Annotated in this window: 19 protein-coding genes; 5 read left to right on the forward strand and 14 right to left on the reverse strand. The window is 66.0% G+C overall.

Annotated features, from left to right (window positions below; all coding sequences use genetic code 11):
- Window positions 1–38: 38 nt before the first annotated feature.
- Window positions 39–1,655, reverse strand: a complete 1,617-nt coding sequence (locus ACROSR_RS03695) for a GMC family oxidoreductase (RefSeq protein ID WP_432682420.1) — start codon at window positions 1,653–1,655, stop codon at window positions 39–41.
- A gap of 199 nt (window positions 1,656–1,854) precedes the next feature.
- Here ACROSR_RS03695 and ACROSR_RS03700 point away from each other — a divergent pair, with 199 nt between their 5' ends.
- The 3 genes from ACROSR_RS03700 (at window position 1,855) to ACROSR_RS03710 (ending at window position 7,141) form a co-directional block, all read left to right on the forward strand.
- On the forward strand, window positions 1,855–2,742 hold the full coding sequence (locus ACROSR_RS03700; protein ID WP_432682421.1) for a LysR substrate-binding domain-containing protein: 888 nt from the start codon (window positions 1,855–1,857) through the stop codon (window positions 2,740–2,742).
- Between the two features lie 143 nt (window positions 2,743–2,885).
- Complete coding sequence (locus tag ACROSR_RS03705; protein WP_432682422.1) at window positions 2,886–4,001, forward strand: efflux RND transporter periplasmic adaptor subunit; 1,116 nt, start codon at window positions 2,886–2,888, stop codon at window positions 3,999–4,001.
- Between the two features lie 35 nt (window positions 4,002–4,036).
- Entirely contained in the window at window positions 4,037–7,141 is a 3,105-nt protein-coding gene (locus ACROSR_RS03710) for an efflux RND transporter permease subunit (RefSeq protein WP_432682423.1), read from the forward strand.
- Window positions 7,142–7,182: 41 nt separating this feature from the next.
- On the opposite strand, the gene ACROSR_RS03715 is transcribed toward ACROSR_RS03710, so the two are convergent.
- The 5 genes from ACROSR_RS03715 to ACROSR_RS03735 all read right to left on the reverse strand — a co-directional run bounded on the left by ACROSR_RS03715 (window position 7,183) and on the right by ACROSR_RS03735 (window position 12,528).
- Window positions 7,183–8,673, reverse strand: coding sequence for an ABC transporter substrate-binding protein (locus ACROSR_RS03715; protein WP_432682424.1), 1,491 nt, complete (start codon window positions 8,671–8,673; stop codon window positions 7,183–7,185).
- A gap of 121 nt (window positions 8,674–8,794) precedes the next feature.
- Window positions 8,795–10,168 carry an MATE family efflux transporter gene (locus tag ACROSR_RS03720; RefSeq protein ID WP_432682425.1) on the reverse strand — a complete coding sequence of 458 codons (1,374 nt, stop codon included), beginning with the start codon at window positions 10,166–10,168 and terminating at the stop codon, window positions 8,795–8,797.
- A gap of 42 nt (window positions 10,169–10,210) precedes the next feature.
- Window positions 10,211–11,125, reverse strand: a complete 915-nt coding sequence (locus ACROSR_RS03725; RefSeq protein ID WP_432682426.1) for a nickel/cobalt transporter — start codon at window positions 11,123–11,125, stop codon at window positions 10,211–10,213.
- Window positions 11,107–11,751, reverse strand: a complete 645-nt coding sequence (locus ACROSR_RS03730; protein WP_432682427.1) for a DUF1007 family protein — start codon at window positions 11,749–11,751, stop codon at window positions 11,107–11,109. Before ACROSR_RS03730 ends, ACROSR_RS03725 begins: the two co-directional genes overlap by 19 nt.
- A gap of 171 nt (window positions 11,752–11,922) precedes the next feature.
- A complete protein-coding gene (locus ACROSR_RS03735) occupies window positions 11,923–12,528 on the reverse strand; it encodes a hypothetical protein (RefSeq protein WP_432682428.1) in 606 nt (201 codons plus the stop codon).
- A 257-nt stretch (window positions 12,529–12,785) separates the two neighbouring features.
- Here ACROSR_RS03735 and ACROSR_RS03740 point away from each other — a divergent pair, with 257 nt between their 5' ends.
- Complete coding sequence (locus tag ACROSR_RS03740) at window positions 12,786–13,286, forward strand: peptidase associated/transthyretin-like domain-containing protein (RefSeq protein WP_432682429.1); 501 nt, start codon at window positions 12,786–12,788, stop codon at window positions 13,284–13,286.
- A gap of 5 nt (window positions 13,287–13,291) precedes the next feature.
- Window positions 13,292–13,903, forward strand: coding sequence for a ferric reductase-like transmembrane domain-containing protein (locus tag ACROSR_RS03745; RefSeq protein WP_432682430.1), 612 nt, complete (start codon window positions 13,292–13,294; stop codon window positions 13,901–13,903).
- 63 nt (window positions 13,904–13,966) lie between these two features.
- On the opposite strand, the gene ACROSR_RS03750 is transcribed toward ACROSR_RS03745, so the two are convergent.
- From ACROSR_RS03750 to ACROSR_RS03785, 8 genes are all read right to left on the reverse strand, one after another.
- Window positions 13,967–14,710, reverse strand: coding sequence for a ZIP family metal transporter (locus ACROSR_RS03750; RefSeq protein ID WP_432682431.1), 744 nt, complete (start codon window positions 14,708–14,710; stop codon window positions 13,967–13,969).
- Between the two features lie 137 nt (window positions 14,711–14,847).
- A complete protein-coding gene (locus ACROSR_RS03755; RefSeq protein WP_432682432.1) occupies window positions 14,848–15,051 on the reverse strand; it encodes a hypothetical protein in 204 nt (67 codons plus the stop codon).
- Between the two features lie 143 nt (window positions 15,052–15,194).
- Complete coding sequence (gene scpB, locus ACROSR_RS03760) at window positions 15,195–15,851, reverse strand: SMC-Scp complex subunit ScpB (RefSeq protein WP_432682433.1); 657 nt, start codon at window positions 15,849–15,851, stop codon at window positions 15,195–15,197.
- A 13-nt stretch (window positions 15,852–15,864) separates the two neighbouring features.
- On the reverse strand, window positions 15,865–16,656 hold the full coding sequence (locus ACROSR_RS03765; RefSeq protein WP_432682434.1) for a segregation and condensation protein A: 792 nt from the start codon (window positions 16,654–16,656) through the stop codon (window positions 15,865–15,867).
- Window positions 16,649–17,677, reverse strand: coding sequence for a beta-N-acetylhexosaminidase (gene nagZ / locus ACROSR_RS03770; RefSeq protein ID WP_432682435.1), 1,029 nt, complete (start codon window positions 17,675–17,677; stop codon window positions 16,649–16,651). The genes ACROSR_RS03765 and nagZ overlap by 8 nt, the downstream gene beginning before the upstream one ends.
- A complete protein-coding gene (locus tag ACROSR_RS03775; protein ID WP_432682436.1) occupies window positions 17,653–18,501 on the reverse strand; it encodes an SPOR domain-containing protein in 849 nt (282 codons plus the stop codon). Before ACROSR_RS03775 ends, nagZ begins: the two co-directional genes overlap by 25 nt.
- Window positions 18,502–18,582: 81 nt before the next feature.
- A complete protein-coding gene (argS, locus tag ACROSR_RS03780) occupies window positions 18,583–20,325 on the reverse strand; it encodes an arginine--tRNA ligase (RefSeq protein ID WP_432682437.1) in 1,743 nt (580 codons plus the stop codon).
- Window positions 20,326–20,382: 57 nt separating this feature from the next.
- The gene (locus tag ACROSR_RS03785) at window positions 20,383–21,546 is read right to left on the reverse strand and encodes a deoxyguanosinetriphosphate triphosphohydrolase (RefSeq protein ID WP_432682438.1); all 1,164 of its coding nucleotides are present in this window, start codon (window positions 21,544–21,546) and stop codon (window positions 20,383–20,385) included.
- Window positions 21,547–21,583 lie beyond the last annotated feature (37 nt).

Genomic DNA, 21,583 nt, shown 5'->3' on the forward strand with positions numbered 1-21,583 from the left:
CTGTCAGTGGTTATCGCATGCATTTCATGCGGCGCGCCTTACCCTGCATCCTCCAAGATAAGATCGGCGGCGCGCATCGCCAGCATCATCGTCGGCGCGTTTGTATTGCCCGAGGTGACATTCGGAAAGGCCGACGCATCCACGACCCGCAGCCCCGGCACGCCGTGCACCCGCAACCGCGCATCCAGCACCGAATCCTCGGGTCCGTGGCCCATCCGGCAGGTGCAGGACGCGTGATAGACGGTCGAGGCACGGGCGCGGAACACCTCCATCAGCCCGGCATCATCAAGGCGCGTCAGATCGGGGGCCTTGGCCGCGCGGGTGACCGCGCGCAGGCTGGGGGCCGCGGCCAGCCGTTGCAGCAGCCGGCTGGCGCGCAGCGCCGCGTCGCGATCGGCCTCGGTCGCCAGCGAATTGGCCTCGATCATCGGCGCGGCGTCCGGATCGGCCGAGGCAAGGCGCACCGCACCCCGGCTGGTCGGGCGGCAGGGCTGGGCCGAGATCAGGTAGCCCTGCGCCCGGTCCAGCACGGGGCGGCCCGCGGGCGACATCTCGTAGCTGGCCGGATTGCAGAACAGTTGCACATCCGGGCCGGCCCGGTCGGACGCGGACCGCACGAACCCGCCCACCTGGTTGACCGGCACGGCCAGCGGCCCTTGTCGCCGCAGCGCGTAGCGCAGCCCCGCGCGAAGCCGTCCGGTCAACGTGCCCAAATCACCGTTCAAGGTGGGCTGTGTTGCGTGAAATTGGTAAGAGACCGCAAGGTGATCCTGAAGCCCGCGCCCGACCTGCGGCAAATCCCGGCGCACGGGGATGCCAAGTGATTGCAAGACCGCCCCCGGCCCCACGCCCGATAGCTGCAACAGTTTCGGCGTGTTGATCGCCCCGGCGCTCAGGATGATCTCGCGGCGCGCACGCACGGTGCGGTCGCGGCCCCTGTGGCGGTAGCGCAGGCTGTTGCCCTGCCCGGTCAGCCCCTCGATCCGCTGGACATCGGCGCCGGTGCACACCGTCAGGTTCGCCCGGCCCCGCGCCTTGCGCAGGAACGCATCCGCCGACGACCAGCGGCGGCCGTCGCGCACGGTGCTGCGGTAATAGCTCACACCCTCGCCCACGTTGATGTCGTCCGATAGCGGCAGGCCGGCATCGCGGGCGGCGTCCAGGAAGCTGCGCGAAAACGGGTGCATCTGGTCGGACAGATCGCTGACCCAGACAGGGCCATCGCCCTGCGCGGTCCTGTGACCGGTCGCGTCGGGGGCGTGCCGTGTCTCCATGCCGTCATAGACGGCGCGCACCGTGTCCCAGCCCCAGCCCGATGCACCCGCCGCGGCCCAATCATCGAAATCGCGCGGCAAGCCCCGCACATAGGCCATGGCATTGATCGAGCCAGATCCACCGATCACCCGCCCGCGCGGCCACGAAATGCAGCGCCCGGCCAGACCCGCATCGGGCTGCGTCGAATAGCCCCAGTTCAGCGCCGGGTTGGCGACGTTGAAGGCATAGCCGATCGGCACCTTGATCCAGACCCGCGCATCCGAGCCACCGGCCTCGAGCAGAAGCACGCTGTGACGGCCGTCGCGCGACAGCCTGTCGGCCAGAACGCACCCCGCCGATCCCGCACCGACGATCACATAGTCGAACTCATTGGCTTGCATGACGGATACCTGCATCGGATAGTGTCAGCCACACACCAGACAGCAGACCGGGCGACATCACAAACAACGGCTTTGACCGCTATGGGCCAAGATTATTTACCACGCGTCGGGGGCCCGGGGCGTTGACGGGGCGGCGATTGGGCCGGATACCGGCAGGCGGCACGCTGGCCGCGCGCCCGCATGGACCAAGGAGACCAGCATGACCCGCCTGCCCCATGTCATCTGGCTGCGCGCGTTCGAGGCGGCCGCGCGGCACAGCTCGTTCAGCGCGGCCGCAGACGAGCTGGCGCTGACCCCGGCGGCGGTCAGCCAGCAGGTGCGGATGCTCGAACAGCATCTGCGGGTTCAGTTGTTCCACAGGCTGCCGCGCGGGGTCGAGCTGACCGACCTGGGCCAGGCCTATGCGCAACCGATCCGCAAGTCGTTCCGGGACATGCAATCGGCGACCGACGGGCTGTTCCGGGTGCCGCGCCGGAAGGCGCTGCGCGTGCGCGCGTCCATCTCGTACGCGGCGCTGGTTCTGGCACCGTCGCTACAGGCGTTTCGCGCCCTCAACCCCGATATCGACATCCAGCTTTCGACCGCGGTCTGGTCGGACCGCATGGACGATGCCTCGATCGACGTGGATATCCGCTATGGCACGGGCGACTGGCCGGAAACGCGGATCTGGTCGCTCGGGATCGAACGGGCCACGGTGGTCTGTCATCCCGATTATGCCGCCAGCTTCGAGGGCGGCCCGACAATCGAGGCATTGGCGGCCGCGGACGTCGTTCAGGTCACCGGGTCCGAAGCCGACTGGGACCGGCTTTCGGCCCGTTTCGATCTCGACCTGCCGATCCCCGCACAGCGGATAAAGGCCGACTCGTCGTTGATCGCGTTGCAGATGCTGGCCAGCGGTCAGGGGTCCGCGATCATCATGCGGCGCTTTTCGCAACGCTACCTTGAACAGGGATTGGTCATCTCGCCGTCGCGTTACGAATTGCCGATGGACCAGGGGTTTTACCTGATCGCGCGCGAAGACACGCAACACTCGGCCGAGATCGACCGCTTCCGCGAATGGTTGACATCGCTGGCGGCAACACCCTGACAGATGCCGGGCGTCCCGGACGCATGTCGGCGCTGCATCGCGGCCCGCGCGCTTGCAATTTGCCTTGGACGGATATCTAAGGAGCTCAGCGGTGGCCCGTCCACCGGGACAACCACCATTGCCGCAGCGTGAAGGGGCGTGTCATGGCTATAGCCGTAAGGTTCATATCTATCCTCGTGGCCGCGGCCGGGCTGATATCCGGCCCTGCACAGGCGCAACAGTCGCAGGACCCGGTACCCGTCACCGTCATTCGCGTCTCGCCCGAGGATGTGACGCTGACCTCGCTGCTGCCGGGGCGCGTCGCCGCATCCGCCGAGGCCGAGGTGCGCCCGCAGGTCAATGGGATCGTCACCGAGCGCCTGTTCGACGAGGGCGCGGATGTCAGCGAAGGCGATCCGCTTTACCAGATCGACACCGCGACCTATGAGGCCGCGGTCATGCAGGCGCGCGCGTCCGTGGCGCAGGCCCAGGCGCGACTGCGCGCCGCACAGCGCGACGCCGACCGCCTTCTGGAACTTCAGTCTCGGAATGTGGCCAGCCAGCAGGCGCTTGACGAGGCGATCTCGGCACGCGATTCCGCAGAGGCCGGTCTGGAACTGGCCGAGGCCCAGCTCAACTCCGCCGAGATCGAACTGTCGCGCACCACGGTGCGCGCGCGGCTTTCGGGGCGCATCGGCCTGTCGCAGACGTCTCAGGGCGCGCTCGTCACCGCCAGCCAGGCGCAGCCCCTGGCGGTGATCCGCAACATCGATCCGGTCTACGTGGACGTCACCCAATCCGCCGCCGACCTTCTGCGCTGGCGCCGCGGCGAGACCGAGGAAGAGCTGGAAGGCGTGGACACGACAGTCAGCCTGCGGCTTGCGGACGGGTCCGACTACTCCGAGACCGGCCAGCTCAAGGCCGCCGAGCCGAATGTCGATCCGCAAACCGGCGTGGTGACGCTGCGCATGCAGTTCGACAACCCGGACCTGTTGCTGTTGCCAGGCATGTACGTGCAGGTCGAGATGCCTGTCGAGGTGGCCGAGGCGGTTTTTCTGGTACCGCAGGAAAGCGTAATACGTGACCGGCGCGGGCAGCCGATGGCATGGGTGGTGAACGCCGACAACGTGATCGAGGAACGCAGCATCGATATCGTGCAGGATCAGGGCAATGCGTGGGTCGTCGATGGCGGCCTCGAAGCCGACGACAGGATCGTCGTAGCCGGATTTCAAAAGACCGGGCCGGGCGCGACCGTGGCCCCCGAGAACCGCGCAGAGTAACCCGCGCAGAGCAATCAGGCCGAGGACACAGGCGCATGGCACGTTTCTTTATCGACCGCCCGGTCTTTGCCTGGGTCATCTCCATTCTCATCATGGGCATCGGAGTGCTGGCGATCCGGCTTTTGCCGGTGTCGCAATACCCGGCCATCGCGCCGCCGTCGGTTACGGTTTCGGCCAATTATCCCGGTGCCTCGGCCGATACCGTCGCCAACACCGTCACCCAGGTCATCGAACAGCAGATGACCGGGCTGGACGGGTTGCGCTATTTCTCGTCACGCTCGACCTCGCAGGGCAATGCCGAGATCACCCTGACCTTCGAGACCGGGACCGACGCCGATATCGCGCAGGTCCAGGTTCAGAACAAGCTGGGCCAGGCCACGCCGCTTCTGCCCGAGACGGTGCAGCGGCAGGGCATCACCGTCGAGAAATCCTCGGCGGGATTCCTGATGGTCGTCGGCATGATATCGACCGATGGCAGCCTGCAACAGGTCGACCTGTCGGATTACATGTCCACGAACCTCGTCGATGAACTCAGCCGGATCGAGGGGGTGGGGTCGGTTCAGGTCTTTGGTGCGGAATACGCGATGCGCATCTGGCTCGACCCGTCGAAGCTGGCCGCGTTCGGGATGACGCCCTCCGACGTGGTGGCAGCCGTTTCGGCGCAGAACGCGCAGATCTCGGCCGGGGCATTCGGCGCACGCCCGGCGGTGGACGGGCAACAGCTCAACGCCACGATCACCGCGCAATCATTGCTGAGCACGCCCGAGGATTTCCGCCAGATCGTGCTGCGCGCCGAAACCGATGGCGGGCTGGTGCTGCTCGACGATGTGGCGCGTGTCGAGATCGGGGCGCAGAACTATGCCACCACGGCCCGGTTCAACACCGATCCGGCCGCGGGCATGGCGATCACCCTCGCGCCGGGAGCGAACGCGCTGGATACCGCCCGCGCGATCAAGGCCCGGATGGCCGAATTCGAACAGTTCTTTCCCGAGAACGTGGAATACGTAATTCCCTACGATACCACGCCCTTCGTGGAAATCTCGATCAAGGAAGTGGTCAAGACGCTGTTCGAGGCTATCGGCCTCGTGTTCCTCGTGATGTTCCTTTTCCTGCAGAACCTGCGCGCGACACTGATCCCTACGCTGGCCGTGCCGGTGGTCCTGCTGGGCACCTTCGGGGTTCTGGCCGCGGCCGGATTCTCGATCAACACGTTGACGATGCTGGCGATGGTGCTGGCCATCGGCCTGCTGGTCGACGACGCCATCGTGGTTGTCGAGAACGTCGAACGGATCATGGAGGAAGAGGGCCTGCCCCCGCGCGAGGCCACGCATAAATCCATGGGCCAGATCACCGGCGCATTGGTGGGCATCGCCATGGTCTTGTCGGCGGTCTTCGTGCCGATGGCATTCTTTCCCGGCTCTACCGGGGTGATTTACCAGCAATTCGCGATCACGATCGTTTCGGCCATGGCGCTGTCGGTGGTGGTGGCGCTGACGCTGACCCCGGCGCTCTGCGCGTCGCTGCTAAAACCGAAAGGCCATGCCGCAAGGCGCGGACCCTTCGCGTGGTTCAACAAGGGATTCGGCGCACTGTCCAACGGCTATGCAGGCACCGTGGGCTGGTCGGTGCGTCGCCCGGTGCGGGTTTTCGTGGTGTATCTCGCGCTCGCGATCGCGATGGCGTTCCTGTTCGTGCGCACGCCGACAGGGTTCCTGCCAGAAGAGGATCAGGGCATCCTGTTCACCCTCATCCAGACCCCGACGGGATCCAGCGCCGAGCGGACTCTCGATGTGCTGAAGCAGGTCGAGGATTACTATCTCGAAGAGGAATCCGACGTCGTGGAATCGATGTTCGGCGTGGTCGGGTTCAGCTTTTCGGGCAACGGCCAGAACATGGGCCTCGGCTTCGTGCAGCTCAAGGACTGGGACGCGCGCACGGATCCCGGTCAAAGCGTGCAGGCCCTTGCCGGGCGGGCCTTTGGCGCGTTCAGCCAGATCCAGGATGCGCAGGTCTTTCCCGTGGTGCCGCCGTCGGTCATCGAACTGGGCAACGTGTCGGGCTTCGACTTCTATCTGCAGGCCCGCGGCGGTCAAAATCACGCGGATCTGATGGCGGCGCGCAATCAGCTTCTGGGGGCGGCGGCGCAAAGCGATCTCATCGGATCGGCGCGCCCGAACGGGCTGGAGGATGCGGCGCGGTTCAATCTCGACATCGACTGGCGCAAGGCGGGCGCGATGGGGCTGACACCCACCGATGTCGGTCAGCTGCTTCAATACGCGTGGGCCGGGACATATGTGAACGATTTTCTCGATCAGGGAAGGATCAAGCGCGTCTATGTCCAGGGCGAGGCCGAGGCCCGCGCCACCCCGACGGATATCGAGAAATGGCGCGTCCGCAATGCCAGTGGCGGGCTGGTCCCGTTCTCGAACTTCGCGGAGGGCACATGGGATTACGGGGCGCAAGGGCTTTACCGCTACAACGGCATTCCCTCGGTGCAGTTGCAGGGCTCTCCGGCACAGGGCGTCACCACAGGCGAGGCTATGGCCGAGATGGAGCGCCTGGTCGCCCAGCTCGGCCCCGGATTCGACCTGGCCTGGACCGGCCTTTCGCTGGAGGAACGCGAATCCGGCAGCCAGGCCCCGCTGCTTTACGCGCTCTCGCTGGCCGCGGTGTTCCTGTCGCTCGCCGCGCTCTACGAAAGCTGGTCGATCCCCTTCGCGGTGATGCTTGCCATGCCCATCGGCATCGTCGGCGCGCTGACCGGCGCCTGGATCGGCGGCTTCGAGAACGGGGTGTTCTTTCAGGTGGGTCTGCTGACGGTGATCGGCCTGACCGGCAAGAACGCGATCCTGATCGTCGAGTTCGCGCGCGAGCGTTACGATGCCGGTGACCGGGTGATCGAGGCCGTGGCGGTCGCCGCACGCCAGAGGTTCCGGCCGATCATCATGACGTCGATGGCGTTCTCTCTGGGTGTTCTTCCACTGGTGCTGAGTTCCGGCGCGGGCTCGGGCGGGCGCAACGCGATCGGGTCGGGCGTCCTGGGGGGGACGATCTCGGGCACGGTTCTGGGCGTGATCTTCGTGCCGCTGTTCTTCGTGATCGTGACGCGCCTGTTCCGGCGCGCGACGGGCGGCAGGTAAGGTAAAGCACCGCATCGCACCGGCTGGAGGCGCACCGCCTGTCAGTCTGTGACAGAAACCAGATGCCAGCGCAGCGCATCGTTGGGAACGGGGTCGAACCGTGTCACACGGTTCGACAGGACCACCAGCTGGGTGACGTGAAACGGGATCAATGTGCCCGACGTCTTGGCCAGATGCTTTTGCGCCGCGATATACAGATCCCGTCGTGCCGAAAATTCAAGCTCGGCCCGTGCCGCCTCGAGAAGGCGGTCGAACTCGGCATTGGCATACCCTGTCTCGTTCCACTTCGCCGATGAATGGAACGCCTCGTTCAGGGCCTGATCGGCCGGCCGTTCGCCCCAGCTTGTGGTGAAGGCCGGTTTCTTCATCCAGACCATCGACCAGTACCCGTCCGCAGCGGCGTTGACGACATTGACGCGGATACCGGCGCGCGCCGCCTGCTCTTGATAGGTGACGCCGATCACCGGCCAGCTTGGATCGAGCGACGAGACGAAGACATCTATATCGATCCCGTCGGGATATCCCGCCTCGGCCAGAAGATCGCGCGCCCGTTCGGGATCGGGCGGGCAGCGCATCTCGGCACGGTACTGGTCGTCGGGGGCGACAGGGGTGTCACACGACACGATGCCACCCCCGTCAAGCGCCAGATCGAGCATCTCTTCACGGTCCACAACCAGCCGCAGGGCACGGCGCACGCGCGGGTCGTCGAACGGCTCCAGGTCCGTTCGAAAGGCCAGCCCCATCCAGTTGCCCGTTGGAATCTCGTGCAACTGGTACCGGGGCGAATCCTCAAGCGCGCGGCGTAGCACCGGGGCGATGCCGCGTTCCATGTCCAGTTGCCCGGCCAGAACCGCCTGTAGCCGCGCCTGCGCATCCGGCACACCGATCACCTCGATCCGCGCGAGGGACGGTGCACCTTCCCAATACTGCTCGAAGGCCGTGAGGACCGTGATGCCGTCGGGATCGAATGTCTCGACCCGGAACGGCCCGGTCCCGATCCCGGTCTGACCGACCGTGTCGCCCGACCCCGCGGGAACGATTCGAAGGCGCGGGTCCATGAGTTGCAGGGGCAGATCCGCAAAGCTGGAATCGAGCACCATGCGCACGGTCATGGGACCGGTCGCCTCGACCCGGTCGATCATCTTGACGGCGGCGCGCGCGGGACTGCCAAAGTCGGGATCTATCACCCGCTTGATGGAATAGACCACGTCATCGGCCCCAAGCAGGCTGCCATCATGAAACCGCACATCGTCGCGAATGTGAAAGGTCCAGACCGTGCGGTCGGCGTTAGGCTCCCATGCGGTTGCCAGATCGGGTGCCGGACTGCCGGAGGCGCCGGGACGCACAAGGCGGCTCTGGATTTTCTCGATGATCTGCAGGACGCGCCCCTTGGAGGCCGGATCGAGGCTGGATTGCGCGCCAAACCCGACATTATGCGCATGCCGGAACGTCCCCGTCGGGGCCGCCACCGCCTGGGCGGCGCACAATCCGAAAAGAATGGTTGCCAGAACCGGGCGCATCATCATGTCCATGCCGTGCTCATGCCCCGGTTCTGACAAGGGCCGCGCCGAAACGCAATCCGTTCATCGGGCAAGTCGTATGGGCACGCCCCGTCGCGGCGCAAGCAAACGTCATACCGGCTCGCCGCCCACCTCAGGCGTCGGGCGTGGCCACGACCTGCACACCGCGCACCGACCAGCCCCAGAACCGCACCAGCATGAACACGCCCGCCAGCGCCAGCCCCGCCGCCATGCCCAGCCAGACGCCGGCCCCGCCATACCCAAGGACAAAGCCCAGACCGTAGCTCAGCGGCACCCCGACGGCCCAGTAACTCAGCGCGGCGATGACCATCGGCACGCGGGTGTCCTGCACGCCGCGCAACAGGCCCAGGGCCATGACCTGCGCCGCGTCCACAAGCTGAAACAGCGCCGCAGCCGCAAGCAGCACGCGCCCGATGGCGATCACCTCGGCACGGGCCGGGTCGTCGGGGTCAAGGAAGAGACCGATCAACGGGTCGGGCACCAGAAGAAACAGCGCCATCGTCGACAGCGCCACCGCCCCCGACACCCCCAGCACCACACGCGCCCCGTCGCGCAACCCCTGCCCGTCGCCGCGCCCATGCGCCTGTCCCGCGCGCACGGTTGCAGCGTTCGACAGCCCCACATGCACCATGAACACAACCGACGTCACCTGCAGCGCGATCCCGTGTGCGGCCAGCGGCAGGGTGCCCAGCCAGCCCATCATCACCGAGGCGGCGGCAAACAACCCGACCTCGGCGAGGTTGGTGATCCCGATCGGCCAGCCCAGCCGGAACACCTGCGCCAATGCGGTCCAGTCGGGGCGCCACAGGCGAGTGAACAGCGCATGTTCAGGCGCGACAAGCCGGACATAGATCATCAGCGCGCCAAGCGATCCGAGATGCACGAACAACGACGCGATCGCGGCACCCCGCATGCCCAGTTCGGGAAATCCCAGATTGCCGAAGATCAGCAGATAGTTGATGATGACATTCACCCCGACCGCCGCCACCGTCACCCAGAGCACCACCGCGGTACGCTCCAGCGCGGCGAGATAGGATTTGAGCACCATCACCATAAGCGCCGGCAATATGCCCCACCCCGCGATGATCAGGTACTCGGCGGCCAGGGCCGAGGTACTGGCCTCTTGCCCCAGAAGACCGAACACCACCTCCGAGCCCAGCATCAGCGGCAGCGACACCAGGCCGAACAGTACAGACGCCCAAAGCCCCATGCGCGTGACACGACGCACCTGCGCGCCCTCACCCGACGCCTCGGCAGAGGCCACCAGCGGCATCACCGCCCAGGCCAGCCCGGATCCCATGATGAAGATCACGAAAAACAGCGTGCCGCCAAGTACCTCGGCGGCGAGCGCCTCGACCGAGTACCAGCCGAGCATAAGCGCATCGGTCAGGTTGATGGCGAACTGTGCAACATGGCTGCCGATCAGCGGCAGTCCGAGACCCAGCACGGCACGGGCGTGCTGACGATATGTGAGGCGCGGTTGCATGACCCGGCGTTAGCCGTGCGGACGACCCCGCGCAAGCCCGTGTTACAAGGCCGCGCGCATCAATTGCAGCGCAAGCGCTGCAATGATCACGCCGACGGTCAATTCCAGCAGCGGCAACGCGCGCGCCATCGCGCTGCCCTGCCCTGTCGCAGCGATGCGGGCCAGCGCCCCCTCGCGCAGCGTGACCGAGGCGAGCGCGACGGCAAGCGTCACGCTTGCCGTGCCAAGACCCATCGCGAAAGTGCCCAGAATGCCGGCCACCTCCAGCCCCATGCGCCATGTCAGGATCAGCAGGAACAGCGCGCCGGTGCAGGGCCGGATCGCCACGGCCGCGACAAGCGCCGCGGCGTCGCGCCAGCCCGTGATGGCCTCGGCCTGGGATGGTGTGGGGCCGTGGTGATGACCGCAGGTGGCGCAGGCGGCGTCTTGCACCGTCGCCGCGCCGATGGCGCGCCGCAGCCGACGCAGACCGCGCAGGGCAAGCCACGCGCCCACGGCGGCAATCGCGGCATAGCTGGCCGGCGCCATGATATCCTCGGCCAGGCCGGTCATGCGCTGTCGCGTGAGGTCCAGCACCAGAACCCCCGCATAGACCAGCAGCACCGCAGAGGCCGCCTGCGCAAGGCTGGAGGCCAGCGCCAGGGCCGACAGGCGCAGCGCGCTTACCCGCGCGGCCATGCCATAGCCGCCGATCAGGATCTTGCCGTGACCCGGCCCCGCCGCGTGAAAGAACCCGTAGGCAAAGCACAGCCCCAACAGCGCCGTCAGCGCGCCCGGATCACCCGTCCGCAGCGCCCGCAGGATTCGGGCCATGGCCTGTTGCGTCTCGGCCTGACCGGCCTTCGCCCATGCGGCGACCGAGCTGGCGCCGCCAAACCCCCACAGCCAGATCACCAGGGCCGCGAGGACGAGCGCGGCAAGGCTCAGGACCGGCCGTATCAGGACGGGGCGGCGCATGAGATGACCATCACGTCGGAAAAGAGGTTGCCCACTTCGATCCCGGTGAACTCTTCCTCGGCGCTCAGCTCGCTCAGCATTTCGCGGAACGCGCGCTGCGACTCGTCCAGATCGGGCTCGGCGATCCTGTGATCGCACCCGTCAGGCAGACTGATTGGCCCGGTCAGTGTGTAGTCCACATAATATGTCGGATCATACGGCTCGACCCGGACACCGTCCGCAGGCACGGGGCCAAAGCTGCGGCGATGCGTGGCAACGATGCGCCCCTGCTCGAGGGCGACACCAGTCGGCACCGGATGGTCCAGCGTGATCTTCTCGTCGCCGCGATGAATGTAGAGATCACCCTCGAACCCCTCGGGCCATTCCTCGAGATCGAAACCTTTCAGGCGGGCCCGTTCCGCATCGGTCAGGACGCCGTCGCCATCCGCGTCCATTCCCATGTCGCTCAGGATCAGAAGCGAAAAGAAGTCGTCATAGCGCCACGTCACCTCGACACCGGTCAGGTGGCCGGCGCCATCGGACTCGAACCGCAGCGCGACATCGACGAAGACATGCGGATGCGCCGCTGCCCCGCCAACCGGCAAGCAAAGGACGAGTCCAAGGAACAGTCTGGATATGTGTTTCATGCCCATCGTTCTACGCAGAGGACGGCCCGCGAACAAGCGCCCGCGCCACCGCGCCAGCGGCCATGTGCGAAAATCGGCGCGCTTGCCGTGCCGGGGCGCGGACGCATCGGGGCCGGCGCGCGGTCTCGTGGCGCCAGCAGGCGGTCCTGTCGGTTGAACGGTGACTGTCGCCTATCCGCAGTATCGCGACCGCACGTCACGGCGCGGCATCGTCGAAAACCGATGAGGGCCCTTGAAAACGTCCCGCCCGTCACGCGCATCGCGGTCCTCGTCCGCCGCGTGGCGCGGGTCACGCGCGTCTTGCGAGGCGAAAAGCGCGGGCGCGGGAAAATCAGGCGCGAAAGACTGGCAGATCAGCTGGTCTTTCCGGGTGATGCCGGCGCGTTGGCCGGGCTGGTGGCGCAGCAGGTTCACGACATGCCCGGCCTTCGTCCCCAGCCCGCGCGTCTCGAAGGTCAGGGCCTTGCCCAACTCGAATACATGCGTGGCCGCTCCGAACAGATCCTCTTCGCCCTGCCAGACGTCGCCGGTGGCGAATGTCACGCGGAACGTACCGGGCGGCACGAGCACCCGGAAGAACGCGCCACCCGTTATGTAGGCGGCAAGGGCGGGCGTGCCGGTGTCGTCATCGATCAAGGTCAGGAAATAGTCCTGGCCCGGCGGCGTCTTGACTTGAAGGGGAAACACCGCGGGCAACCCTGTCCGGTTCCACATCAATCCGGCGGGCTGGGGCGGATTGGGACCCGCGCTGGTGCCCGCACTTGGCGATGGTGCCATGACCAAGGCCAACAGCAGCACCGCTGCAATCCCCGTGATGCGCACCGGATTCCCCATTGTTTACGGATACCACTTTCTGCCAACAACTTCCATCCGGCGCATGCGGGACCAATCCCGTAGATCCCTGCCCGACCTGCGCCCCGCACATATCCATCTGACACCGTGCAACGCCAAAGGCCGGCCCGCGCGAAATATTGAAAATGCGCCCGAATACCATATTCTATTTATATCCGCACTTTAGTCACGGAGGACCAACAATGACGTGTAGCCCGCCAAATCGCCGGACCTTTCTCGCTGCCGGGGCCGCTACCGCGGGGGCGGTGCTGACGACGGGCGTGTCCGGTCTTGTTGCTCCGGCGCGTGCAGCCGGGCTTGCGCCGACGCAGACGATGCGCGGCGGGTCCAACAACTACATTCCCGGCGCGCCGGTCGTCGAGCGTATCGGCGGTGGCGGCTTCTGGATGACCGGAACCGTGCGGCGCGCGGGCGATGGGGCCCCGATCAAGGGCGCACGCATCCAGATATGGGCACATACGACCGAGGGGCACGAACGCGACGAGCGCAGCCACGGCGCAACCCTCAGCGCCGCGGATGGCACCTTCCGGCTTGAAATGCCACAGATCGTGCCCGCCTTCGGGCAGGCGCATGGCCATCTGGCGTATGACAGCGGTGACTTCGCGACGGTCTTTCTTCGGCCCGTGATGTCCAGCCCGAATGACACACGTCTCAGCGCGGAATTCGTTCTTCAACCGGTCTGATCGCAATGCGGCTGATCCGGACCCTGCTGATCTGGGCGGCGCTTGGCGCGGCCATCGCCGTGCCGATTGTTGTCGCCGCGTCCAGCCCGCTTCTGGCGTGGCGCGAACCGGTCTATATCGCCTCGGGTCTTGCGGGGGTGATCGGGATGGCCCTCATCCTCGTGCAACCCCTTCTCGCGGCGGGATATTTGCCGGGTCTACCGATACGGCGCGGACGGCACGTGCATCGTTGGGTCGGAACCGCGCTGGTGACGGCGGTGGTGGCGCATGTCGCCGGGCTGTGGGTGACAAGCCCACCAGACGTGATCGACGCGCTTCTTTTTGCGTCGCCCACGCCGTTTTCCGCTTGGGGTGTCATCGCCATGTGGGGCCTGTTCGCGGCGGCGGCCATGGCCGCGGTCCGCCATTCGCTGCGCCTCCCGCCACTGCAATGGCGCCTGGGGCATTCCGCGCTGGTCACGGTCGTCGTCGCGGGCAGTGTCGTCCACGCGATGCTGATCGACGGCACGATGGGGACGGCGTCCAAGGCAGTGCTCTGTGCGCTGGCCCTTGCCGCGACCGTCAAGGCCCTGATCGACCGCCGCGCCTGGACAGCCCTGAGACGGCGGCGGTCCTGAAGATCCGGTTGACCACGAAGCGTCACACAGTGTCGCCGAAGAAAGGCCCAAATACCGCCGACGTCAATGGCTCAGGATCAGCAACTGAAACGCCATCATCACCGTGAACGCGACGGCAACAGCGGTCGCGGCCGAACCGCTTTCGACCTTTTCGAGGGCATCGGGGTAAAGTTCCGAAAAGACCATCCAGATCATGGCCCCCGCAGCAAGACCCAGACCGACAGGCAGGAAGGGTCTGAACGCCTCGACGAACAGGAATGCAGGTGCCGCCATCAGCGGCTGAGGCAGGCTGGTGAAGATCGCCCAAAGGCCCGCTTTCCACACCGGCGTGCCGCGCGGCACCAGCACAAGGGCGATCGCCAGTCCTTCGGGTACGTTATGGAACGCGATTGCCGTCGTGATGAAGGCGCCAAGCCCATCCGATCCGGCAAAGGACACGCCCACCCCGACCCCTTCGGCAAAGGAATGGGCGGTCATGATCCCGAGGATCAGCAGCGCCTTGGTCGCGCTCGCCCCCTGCAGGTCGGCCACCTTCACCTCGCCCGCGCCAGCCAGTGCATGGTCCGCAAGAACGATCAGGCCGATACCCGCCAGAACGCCGACCAGGACAAGGCCGGCGTCAAGGGCAACCCCCTCGGCCACGAGACTGTGACTGGCGGCGAGCATCAGACCCGCCGCGGCCGCATTCGACCAGCCCACCGTGCGGTTCCCAAGCTTCTTGACCAGAAGGAACGGCAACGCGCCGACGCCTGTCATGACGGCCGTGACGAAAGCCGCTGCAATCACGATCAAAAGGGACGTTTCCATGGAATGCTCCGAATCCTGCGTTGCGAACGGGTGACGTGCGACCCTGCGTTTTCTGTATCGTGGCGGCCGCGCCGGGGATCAGCGCCGACGCGATTTTCACGACCGGTCCAACGTGAAAAGCCCGTGGGATGGTCCGGTCAGAATCGACCGATCTTGCGCCCGGCCCGCAACGCCCGACGCGCCCGCCGCGCGGTCTTTTGACCATCCGGGCCTGTCCTGTCCTGTGCGTCCCCCTTGTCCTTGCCTTGTCCGAGGGCACCGATGCCCTTTTTCAGGCCGCCCCGCATCATGCGACGGGTGACCATGCGGATGACCATGTTGATCAACTGGTTGGCATTCATTGCTGTTCTCCTGAAGATGGCCTTGGACAACGCGTATCATCAAAGCGGGCGCATTTCAGCACCCGTCCGCAGACAGGCCTGTCAAAGATCAACCCATGCGGGGCCGCGGCCTGTTGCGACGCGATGACCCGCGTGCACGCGCATCAATCCTCGAACAGTTCGTTCTGGCCCGGCGCGGCCTCCGCTTCGTCATTTTCATCACTTTCGTCGCGGACACTGTCGGGCATGTGTCCCGGCGGCGGTCGGTTTTCCAGCAGACCGGCCGCGCGCAATTCCTGAAGCCCCGGAAGATCACGTGCGCTTTCAAGACCGAAATGATCGAGGAATTCCTGCGTGACCACGAAGGTCACCGGACGCCCCGGTGTCATCTTGCGCCGGCCGAACCGGATCCATTCCATTTCAAGCAGTTGATCGACCGTGCCCCGGCTGACCGAGACGCCCCGGATCTCTTCGATCTCCGCGCGCGTGACGGGCTGGTGATAGGCGATGATCGCGAGTGTTTCGATCGCGGCACGGCTCAGCTTGCGGGTCTCGACGGACTCGACGCGCATCAGGTGGCCCAGATCCGGTGCCGTGCGGAACGCCCAGCCATCACCGACCCGCACGACGCAAACTCCGCGTCCCTCGTAGCGTTTGCGCAGATGCATCAGCGCCTCAGCCGGATCACAGCCCTTCGGCATCCGCGCGGCAAGATCCCGCGTGCCGAGTGGCGCAGCACTGGCAAAGAGCAACGCCTCGACCATGCGTTCCTGTTCGGCGATCGGTGGAATGTCGAGATCTTCCTGTCTGTCTTCATCCATATCTTGCGGCACGTCAGTCATCCTTTCGCCGCAACTCGACCGGTCCGAACGTCTCGGCCTGCCGGATCTCGACACGGCCCTCCTTGACCAGTTCCAGCGAGGCCGCAAAGGTCGAGGCCGTCGCGGATCGCCGCCGCGCGGCATCGGTGCCGAACCCGTCCGGCAAATAGCTTGCGATATCCGTCCACGAGCCGGCGAAGCCGATCAGCCCGCGCATACGCTCAAGCGCCTGTTCGATGGTGAAAATCGCGTCGCGATCCATGACAAAGGGACGGAATTCATCGCGTGTTCGGATGCGCGCATAGCCCTGCATGAGATCCAGCAGGCTGGCCTTGTAGCGGACGGTGCGTTGGCGTGTCACGTCATCCGGCCGACCGCGCGCAAAGAAATCCCGCCCGAGCCTGTCACGCGCCATCAGCCGCGCAGCACAATCCCGCATGGCCTGCAGACGCTCCAGCTGAAACGCAAGATGCGCCGCCATCTCTTCGCCTGACGGGCCATCCTCGGCCGGGTCGGGCGGCAGAAGAAGGCGCGATTTCAGAAAGGCCAGCCACGCCGCCATGACAAGGTAATCGGCCGCCAGTTCCAGCCGAAGTGCCGTGGCGCGGTCCACGAATGCCAGGTACTGCTGCGCGAGTTGCAAGACCGAGATCTTGCGCAGATCCACCTTCTGCGTCCGCCCGAGGCTCAGCAACAGGTCAAGTGGCCCCTCGAACCCGTCCACATCGATGATCAACGCCTCGGCGGCAAGCCGATCGGCCACATGCGTCGACGTCTCTGGTGTCTCGAAATCGGTCTCAGCCATTCCCATGCTCGCGCATCAGCGCACCAAGTTCGGCCGAAAGGGTCTCGATGTCAACGGAAACGGGCGCGGTACGCCATGTCAGCGCCCGCCCGGCCCGGCGCTGCGCCTCGTCGGTCATCTCTCCGGCCGCCTCGGCCACCGCGCGTCGTTCGCCCAGTGTTCCGTTGCAATGCAGCACCACGTCACACCCCGCCGCAAGCGCGTCGCGCGTCAGCGCCGGCAGGTCACCGTCAAGCGCCTTCATCGAGATGTCGTCGGTCATGATCAGCCCGTCAAAGCCGATCTCGTCACGAATCATCCGCATCACCTTGGGCGACAGCGTGGCGGGTCGGGTGTCGATCGCCGAATAGACAAGGTGCGCGGTCATGCCCATCGGCAGATCATTGAGTGCCCGAAACGGTTTGAAATCAGCCTCGTGCAGGACGATCTTCGCGTCTTGGATCACCGGCAGATCGTGGTGACTGTCGGCTTCGGCACGGCCATGACCGGGGATGTGCTTGACCACCGGCAAGACACCCCCATCGAGCGAGCCTTGCGCGACGGCCCGACCAATCGCGGCCACCGCCGGCGCAGCCTCACCATAACAGCGATCCCGCAGGAACGGATGCGTCCGCGGACCCGCGACATCGACCAGTGGCGCGCAATTGCTGTCGATCCCGAGCGCGTGAAGCTCTGCGGCGATAAGGCGGTAGCGCAGGTACATGGCGCGCTCTGCCTCTGCACCGGCCTGCCGGGCCAGATCCAGCGGCGCGATCCAGTCGCGCCATTTCGGTGCGCGCAGCCGCTGCACGCGCCCGCCTTCCTGATCTATGGTGATCACGGCGTCATGTCCCGCGGCCTCGCGCATCTCGGCGCACAGGGCGCGAATCTGGTCGTGGGTTCCTATGTTGCGCGCGAACAGGATGAAACCGAAGGGGCGGGTCTCGCGGAAAAGCGCCTTTTCCCCCGGCGTCAGACGCAGCCCCTCGGCGTCGAGGATCGTTGCACCGAAACGGCTCAACGGGCCATGACCGGGATGCATTCGGCGTCTTCGGCCGACAGCGCCGAGCAAAAGCGCCGCGCCTCGCCGAGATCGGCGAACCCCATCGCGCGCAGCCTGTAAAATGTTCGCCCACTACTTTCAGCGCGCTGAATAACGCGTTGCTTTCCCTCAAGGAAATCTTCGAACCGTGTTGTCATGCGTTGCCACTCCGCGCGCGCGACATCGGCCGAGTCGAAAACCCCAAGCTGCGCAAGGCGCGTTCCCTCGGGGATCGCCTCGGCGTCGACCTCTTCGGCGGGCGCGGTTCTGCTGCGCACGGAGGCAACCGCGAACGCGACGGCCTCGGGAATGTCCGGGCGCAGTCTGGGCCGCAACGAGCGCCGCACCCCGTCCTTGGCCGCTGGCTGTTCCGGCGTCTCGTCGATGGCCCCCTCCAGCGGAAGAGAGGCGTTTTGCAGCGTCTCGGACGCCGCGCGCGACGCAGCGTCGGTGGTCGGGCTGATCTCTGCCGCATCCGCGGTTCGCGGAACGTCATCGGAGCTAAGATCCAGGGGGTCCGGTGCAAGGATCAGACGATCGGCCGGGTCGGCCGCCATCCCGTCCGCCGCGATCGCATTGACCGTCAACCCCTGATGGGCGGCGGCACGACCGCCCGGTTCGACGGGCTGCTCGCGCATCGGTCCTTCGACCGCGCGCACGACCGGCACCCCCGACACGTCCCGCATGACAAGCTTGTAGCCCCACACACCGATCCCGACGATCAGCGCAACCGACAGGACCGCCCCGGTGATATTGGTAAATGTCGCCAGACCGGCCACACCCTCGTGCGCGGCATCCAGCCGGGCACCCTGCATCTCAGCCATGTTCGCCTCTCGATTTTCCGGCGAACCGCATCCGCCGGGGAGTCATGAAATCTGCCTCGTCCCCGGATGGCGCGATCTTTGTCACATTTCCTCGACCGGGGTGACGCCAAGGATACCAAGACCTGCACAAATAACAACGGTCACGGCCCGCGCGAGCGCGATTTTCGCCTGCGATGTGGCCGGATCACCCTCTTGCAGGAAGCGCAGCGCGGGTTCGTCATGCCCGCGATTCCACAGCGCGTGCAGATCGCTGGCTAGATCGTACAGGTAGAATGCCACGCGGTGCGGCTCGTTCGCGCGACCGGCGGTTTCCACGAGACGCGGCCATTCGGTGATCTTGCGGGCGACCGCGATCTCGGCATCGTGCGTCAGGACCGACAGATCCGCCCCGGCCAGCGTGGCATCATCCACGGCGATGCCGGCGTCACGCGCCTTGCGCAGCACCGAATTGACCCGCGCGTTCGCATACTGGACGTAGAAAATCGGATTATCCTTGGACTGTTCCAGCACATGCGCGAAGTCGAAGTCGAGCGGTGCGTCGTTCTTGCGCGTCAGCATGACAAAGCGGGTGACATCCGCCCCGACCAGATCGACGACGTCGCGCAACGTGACAAAGGTGCCCGCGCGCTTGGACATCTTGAAGGGCTCGCCGTTCTTGTAAAGCCGGACCAGTTGGCACAGCTTGATGTCGATCGGCACGCGCCCGTCGGACAGCGCCGAGACGGCGGCCTTCATCCGCTTGACGTAGCCGCCATGATCGGCGCCGAACACGTCGATGAGAAGGTCGTAACCGCGCGAGATCTTGTCATAGTGATAGGCGATGTCGGGGGCAAAATACGTCCAGCCGCCATCCGATTTCATGATCGGGCGATCCACGTCATCGCCATGCGCGGTGGACTTGAACAGCGTCTGTTCGCGCGGCTCCCAGTCCTCGGGGCGCTTGCCCTTGGGCGGCTCAAGCACGCCGCGATAGATCAGATCCTTGCCGCGCAGGTCCTCGATCGCCGCCTCGATCAGCCCGGTGCCGTAAAGCGACTTTTCCGAAAAGAAATGATCCATCTCGACGCCGAGCGATGCCAGATCCTCGCGGATGCGGACCATCATCGCATCGGTCGAGAAATCGCGCACGGCCTCCAGCCAGACCTCTTCGGGCTGGTCCACATAGGCCGCGCCCACCTTGTTCTTGAGGGCCTGCCCCACCTCGATCAGGTAATCGCCGGGATACGTGCCGTCGGCGAACGCGACCTCCTGCCCGTGCGCTTCGAGATACCGCAAATACACCGAACGGGCGAGCACATCCACCTGCGCCCCGCCATCGTTGATGTAGTATTCGCGGGTCACCTCGTGGCCGGTGAAATCCAGCAGCGAGGCCAGCGCATCACCGAACACCGCGCCCCGCGTGTGGCCCACATGCAAGGGACCGGTCGGGTTGGCGCTGACATATTCGACATTCACGCGCCGCCCCCGCCCGATCTCGGAGCGGCCGAACCCGGCCCCGGCCTGCAAGGCGGCGCGCAGCACGTCATGCCAGAGATCCGAGGCAAGCCGCAGGTTTATGAAACCCGGGCCGGCGACCTCTGCCGAGGCGATGCGCGCGTCCGTGGCCAGCCGCTCTGCCAGCGGGGTGGCGATATCACGCGGCTTGACACCGGCAGGCCGGGCCAGAACCATCGCCGCATTGGTCGCCATGTCGCCATGCGACGGATCGCGCGGCGGCTCGACGGTGATACCGGCCGTGTCGAGACCGTCGGGCAACTGCCCGGCCGCCTGCATCTCGGCGAGGGCGTCGAGGACCGCGTGGTGAATGTCGGTAAAGAGGTTCATGTCACGCCTTTCGTGCTGCGATGCGCGCCGGTGTACCACCGCGACCCCGCGCGTCAATCACTTGAGGGTCCCGGCATCGCCGCCGATCACCCGCGCATGGCTTTGCAGGGCAAACCGATCGGTCATTCCCGCGATATAGTCACTGACGAGACGCGCAAGCGCCGTCTCGTCCGCGGCACGGGCCACGTCGCTGCGCCATTCGTTGGGAAGATACTGGGGCTGTGCCATGTAGAACGGGAAAAGATCGCTGACCACGCCATGCACCCGCGCGCGCATCTCGTTGACCGAAGGCGCCCGATACATCCGGGTGAACAGAAAGCCACGGATCGCCTGCAGATCGGTCCACATCGGGGCCGAGAACCGGATCACGGGCGCACCGGCATTGCGGATATCCTCGACGCGTTCGGGCTGCAATTCGGCCAGCGTGGCGCGCGATTGCGCGATCACGTCCCCCACCATGGCCCCGAAGACACGGCGCAGCGCCTCGTGGCGGCGGCGCTTGCGATCAAGGCCGGGATGAAGGCGGTCCACCTCGGCAAAACAGTCGCCGACGATGGGCAGGTCGGCGATCTCGTCATCGGTGAACAGCCCCGCGCGCAGACCGTCATGCAGATCGTGATTGTTGTAGGCGATGTCATCCGACAGCGCCGCGACCTGCGCCTCGGCCCCGGCATGAGTATGCAGTCCCAGATCGTGGCGCGCGGTGTATTCGGCAAGCGCATAGGGCAGTGCCCCGGTCAGCGGTCCGTTATGCTTGGCAAGGCCCTCGAGGGTTTCCCAGGTCAGGTTGAGACCGTCGAAGGCGGCATAGTGGCGTTCCAAGGCGGTGACGATGCGCAAGGCCTGCGCATTGTGATCGAACCCCCCATAGGGGGCCATCAGGGCCGCGAGCGCCTCTTCACCCGCATGTCCGAACGGCGTGTGCCCCAGATCATGGGCAAGCGCCACGGCCTCGGTCAGCTCGGCATTGAGCCCGAGCGCCCCCGCGACCGTGCGCGCCACCTGCGCCACCTCGATCGAGTGGGTCAGGCGCGTCCGGTAATAGTCCCCCTCATGCGCGACAAAGACCTGCGTCTTGTGCTTGAGCCGGCGGAACGCGCTGGAATGGATGATACGATCGCGATCGCGCTGGAACGGCGAGCGAAAGGTGCTTTCCTCTTCCGGAACCAACCGGCCGCGCGTGCGCTCGGGATCTGTGGCATGGGGGGCATTGGGGGCCATCGTGCTGCACGTCCTTGTCGCCTGTTGCCTCGGGTCT

The sequence above is a fragment of the Roseovarius tibetensis genome, assembly GCF_050896375.1.
Lineage (GTDB): Bacteria > Pseudomonadota > Alphaproteobacteria > Rhodobacterales > Rhodobacteraceae > Roseovarius > Roseovarius tibetensis.

Coding starts and splice junctions, on each gene's coding strand:
- ACROSR_RS03720 (WP_432682425.1), bottom strand. CDS start 10,168: ATGCAACCGCGCCTCACATATCGTCAGCACGCCCGTGCCGTGCTGGGT.
- ACROSR_RS03700 (WP_432682421.1), top strand. CDS start 1,855: ATGACCCGCCTGCCCCATGTCATCTGGCTGCGCGCGTTCGAGGCGGCC.
- ACROSR_RS03750 (WP_432682431.1), bottom strand. CDS start 14,710: ATGGAAACGTCCCTTTTGATCGTGATTGCAGCGGCTTTCGTCACGGCC.
- ACROSR_RS03765 (WP_432682434.1), bottom strand. CDS start 16,656: ATGGCTGAGACCGATTTCGAGACACCAGAGACGTCGACGCATGTGGCC.
- ACROSR_RS03730 (WP_432682427.1), bottom strand. CDS start 11,751: ATGAAACACATATCCAGACTGTTCCTTGGACTCGTCCTTTGCTTGCCG.
- ACROSR_RS03705 (WP_432682422.1), top strand. CDS start 2,886: ATGGCTATAGCCGTAAGGTTCATATCTATCCTCGTGGCCGCGGCCGGG.
- ACROSR_RS03740 (WP_432682429.1), top strand. CDS start 12,786: ATGACGTGTAGCCCGCCAAATCGCCGGACCTTTCTCGCTGCCGGGGCC.
- ACROSR_RS03745 (WP_432682430.1), top strand. CDS start 13,292: ATGCGGCTGATCCGGACCCTGCTGATCTGGGCGGCGCTTGGCGCGGCC.
- ACROSR_RS03695 (WP_432682420.1), bottom strand. CDS start 1,655: ATGCAAGCCAATGAGTTCGACTATGTGATCGTCGGTGCGGGATCGGCG.
- ACROSR_RS03755 (WP_432682432.1), bottom strand. CDS start 15,051: ATGAATGCCAACCAGTTGATCAACATGGTCATCCGCATGGTCACCCGT.
- ACROSR_RS03710 (WP_432682423.1), top strand. CDS start 4,037: ATGGCACGTTTCTTTATCGACCGCCCGGTCTTTGCCTGGGTCATCTCC.
- ACROSR_RS03725 (WP_432682426.1), bottom strand. CDS start 11,125: ATGCGCCGCCCCGTCCTGATACGGCCGGTCCTGAGCCTTGCCGCGCTC.
- ACROSR_RS03715 (WP_432682424.1), bottom strand. CDS start 8,673: ATGGACATGATGATGCGCCCGGTTCTGGCAACCATTCTTTTCGGATTG.
- argS (WP_432682437.1), bottom strand. CDS start 20,325: ATGAACCTCTTTACCGACATTCACCACGCGGTCCTCGACGCCCTCGCC.
- scpB (WP_432682433.1), bottom strand. CDS start 15,851: ATGGATGAAGACAGACAGGAAGATCTCGACATTCCACCGATCGCCGAA.
- ACROSR_RS03785 (WP_432682438.1), bottom strand. CDS start 21,546: ATGGCCCCCAATGCCCCCCATGCCACAGATCCCGAGCGCACGCGCGGC.
- nagZ (WP_432682435.1), bottom strand. CDS start 17,677: ATGCATCCCGGTCATGGCCCGTTGAGCCGTTTCGGTGCAACGATCCTC.
- ACROSR_RS03735 (WP_432682428.1), bottom strand. CDS start 12,528: ATGGCACCATCGCCAAGTGCGGGCACCAGCGCGGGTCCCAATCCGCCC.
- ACROSR_RS03775 (WP_432682436.1), bottom strand. CDS start 18,501: ATGGCTGAGATGCAGGGTGCCCGGCTGGATGCCGCGCACGAGGGTGTG.